This window comes from Natronomonas sp., assembly GCF_047616845.1.
GTDB lineage: Archaea > Halobacteriota > Halobacteria > Halobacteriales > Haloarculaceae > Natronomonas.
Map to the genome: position 1 here is coordinate 1 of NZ_JBLGBY010000091.1, position 3,375 is coordinate 3,375.

Genomic DNA, 3,375 nt, shown 5'->3' on the forward strand with positions numbered 1-3,375 from the left:
TCCGGAGCGATCGGCAACTAACGAAGCGACGTATCTGGAATGTGAAGAATAGTCGACTGAGTCGGCTGATGCGGGAATTTCCCACGAACGAACCCTTACCGAAACAGTGTGCTCATTGGATGCGGGCGATAGCCGGTATCCACCTGTTTCCCGACGCAAATCATCGAACTGGGATTAACACCTTACAAATCCTTGTTGCAGAAAACCCGTGTGAGGTGGAATTGACGATTAGTGGGGAGATAGAATGGTACGTTCTCCAATCGAAACTCATCCGCCATCTCCAGGCAGATGTTCGGTTCGACACCCTCTGGAAGCGAGATGAACATTACACCCTCTGGCATAGATACTTTAGATCGGAACTCTGTGGGGAAGATCATGCCCACGCGAAGCAGGCGGATATTGAACACCTACGGACTGTCTTGAGTCACGCTAGAAAGCAGAAAGAAGGGTTCAGAAATGGCAGTTAGCCGGTTTACGAATCCGGTTCGTATTCTGCACGGCCCATGCGCTCGTACTCGAACCTGTATTTATGCTTGAATTTTCTGGAGAGTTTGAGCGCTTTCTCATTCATCGTCCTAACGGATCTTACGAATCAAGGTATTTAGGATTGATGCTCGATTCATCGAGAGGCTTCCAGTCGGCAGCCTTTTGCGACGCCCATCCGAGGAACCGATATGAGCAATCACGAAGTCGACAACCCCGACAATCCGACTGCAACCCTGCAGACAACCCACGGTGACATCACCGTCGAACTGTTCGCAGACCGCGCTCCGCGCACGGTCGAGAACTTCATCGGCCTCGCGAAACAGGATCCCGCGGCGGACGCCGATCCCGCACCCGACACGCACACCTGGGAAGACCCGGAGAGTGGCGAAGTGCGCGGTGATTCGCTGTACGCCGGCGCGGAGTTCCACCGCGTCATCGAGGACTTCATGGTCCAGGGCGGCGACCCGACCGGCACCGGTCGCGGCGGCCCCGGCTACGAGTTCGAAGACGAGTTCAACCCCGAACTCACCCACGACGGCCCCGGCATCCTCTCGATGGCCAACTCCGGCCCCAACACGAACGGCAGCCAGTTCTTCATCACGCTGGACGCCCAGCCGCACCTCGATACCAAACACGCCGTCTTCGGCCAGGTCATCGACGGCATGGACGTCGTCGAGGAACTCGGCAACGTCCCGACGGGGCGCAACGACCAGCCGCGCAACGACGCCCGCATCGAATCCGTCGAAATCAACGAATAGCGGCTCGCGGACGCGCGGCGTTACGCCTCGCCGACGCGTCGGTCGAGGAAGTCCGTCAGCAATCTGAACATCCGCTTTTTCTGGTCGATGTCCGAGGAGGCGTGGCCTTCCTCGCCGAGTTCGTGATACTCGTAGTCGGCTGCTTCCTCGACGACTTCGCCGTCTTCCCGGGACGCCTCCGGCGTCCCGCCTTCCTCGTAGCCGAGTTCGTCGAGGCGGTCACGGAACAGCCGCGCCTGTGAGACCGGCACGCGGCGGTCGTTGACGCCGTGAATCATGAACAGTGGGGCCTCGAGGTTCTCGGCGTGCGTGATCGGCGAGCGCTCGGCGTAGAGGTCGGGGTTCTCCTCGGGCGTGCCGAGATACCGCTTCATCAGCTCGGTTTTGAAGTGCGGCATCGTCGTCTCGTACATCTCTTCGAGGTCGGTGAGGCCGATCCAGGCGACGCCAGCGTCGTACAGCGAGGGGTACTGAACGAGCTGCCAGTACGCCGAGTAGCCGCCGTAGGAGCCGCCGAAAACGGCGACGCTGTCCTCATCGACCCACTCGTGGTTGTCGAGAACGTGTTCGAGCGCGACGGCGACATCGCCCTGTTCGGCGCCGCCCCAGTCGTCGTACAGCTCCTCGATGAACTCGCGACCGCGGCCGGTCGACCCGCGATAATTGACGTGAAGGACGGAGAAACCCTGCTGAACGAGCACCTGGGCGTAGAGATTGAAGGCCTTCGTATCGCGAGCACGGGGGCCGCCGTGGGGATTGACGATGAGCGGAGACGGGCGCTCACCGGTGTCATAGAGGAGCGCGCCGATTTCGAGCGTCTCGTAGGGGTCGTGGTCGACGGCTTCGGCGGGCGCTTCGGGAACGCCGTCCGATTCGAAGGTGACGTATTCGGCATCGGCGAAATCCTCGGGCGAGAAAGGGCCGTGGTCGGCCTCGGTGAGCGTCTCTGTGGTGTCGTCGCCCACGTCGTAGGCGAGCAGATCGGGCCGCCGCGTCGGCGTCGTGTGTTTCAAAACCAGGCGGCCATCCTCGAGGAGGGAGTTGCCGGCGCGGCCGAAATCAGCGACGCCTTCCGGAAGGTCGAGTTCGCGACCCGCGCCACTTTCGAGGTCGTAGACCACAGGCACCGTCGAGGCGTCGCGGTTGCGGGTCGCGATGACCGTCTCGCCGTCCTCGCCGAAGCATTCGGGGTGTTCGTCGTAAGAGAGGTCGCCGAGCCACCGAACAGTATCGTCGGCCAGATTATAGACGCCACAGCGAGAGAGGTCTTCGGTGTTGTCGGAGACGAGCAGGCGCTCGCCATCGGGGCCCCAGTCCACCGCGGCGGCTTCGGCGCCCACCTCGCCGATTTCGAGATTGCGGGCGTCCGAATCGTCATCCGGCCCGCCAGCAGGGCCATCCGTCACGAGGCTCGCGACGCTCGCGACGTAGACGTCGGTGTTGTCGTAGTCGTCAGTCTCGTTCGTCGCGTAAGCGATGTGGTCGCCGTCTGGCGAGAGCGTCGACGACCAGATGGCGCGGTCGTAATCGGTCAACTGCGTGACTTCGCCATCGAAATCGTGCCGGTAGCAGTTCATCTGGCCGTCTCGGGTCGACCCTGCGATGACGTATTCGCCGTCCGGGTCGACATCATGGAGGATGTTCTGGCCGTCGCTTTCGACGACCGTCTCGACGTTCCCGTCCGGGTTGATCGCGCGAACATCGTTCTGCTCGTTGCCGCCCTCGTCGTCGTGGAAAAAGACGCGCTCGCCGTCGGCGCTCCACTTGACGAACCAGCGGGCGTTGCGCGGCACGTCGCCGTCGCTCCACTGGGTTCGCTCGCCCGACTCGGCGTCGAGGACGTGGAGTTCGTTGCGTCCGGTGTCGTCGTAGTAGAAGGCTACCCGGTCGCCATCGGGCGAGGCCGTCGCGTGCGCAAGTGTCGGCAGCGCCGCGAGCTCATCGATGACGTCGCGCTCGGTTTCTGGCACCATGCCACAGGCGTTGTGTATGTGGCAGTATATGGGTTCGGCTCTCGGAACAGACGGTCATACTGCCGGACGTAAGTTCGTAAAGACATGTTCGAGTAAATGGCCTCTATACCCCAGTATAGACCGGATGAGCAGCTCTACAGTTCAATTACTTACGTCTG

At 61.5% G+C, this 3,375-nt stretch carries 2 protein-coding genes; one reads left to right on the forward strand and one right to left on the reverse strand.

Annotated elements, in window-relative coordinates:
- Positions 1 to 674: 674 nt before the first annotated feature.
- Entirely contained in the window at positions 675 to 1,244 is a 570-nt protein-coding gene (locus ACI8UR_RS12300) for a peptidylprolyl isomerase (protein WP_411716380.1), read from the forward strand.
- Positions 1,245 to 1,264: 20 nt separating this feature from the next.
- Here ACI8UR_RS12300 and ACI8UR_RS12305 read toward each other — a convergent pair whose 3' ends face one another.
- Entirely contained in the window at positions 1,265 to 3,217 is a 1,953-nt protein-coding gene (locus ACI8UR_RS12305; protein ID WP_411716381.1) for a S9 family peptidase, read from the reverse strand.
- Positions 3,218 to 3,375 lie beyond the last annotated feature (158 nt).

Excerpts from the sequence above, each read along its gene's own strand:
- ACI8UR_RS12300 (WP_411716380.1), top strand. The coding sequence starts at position 675 with ATGAGCAATCACGAAGTCGACAACCCCGACAATCCGACTGCAACCCTG.
- ACI8UR_RS12305 (WP_411716381.1), bottom strand. The coding sequence starts at position 3,217 with ATGGTGCCAGAAACCGAGCGCGACGTCATCGATGAGCTCGCGGCGCTG.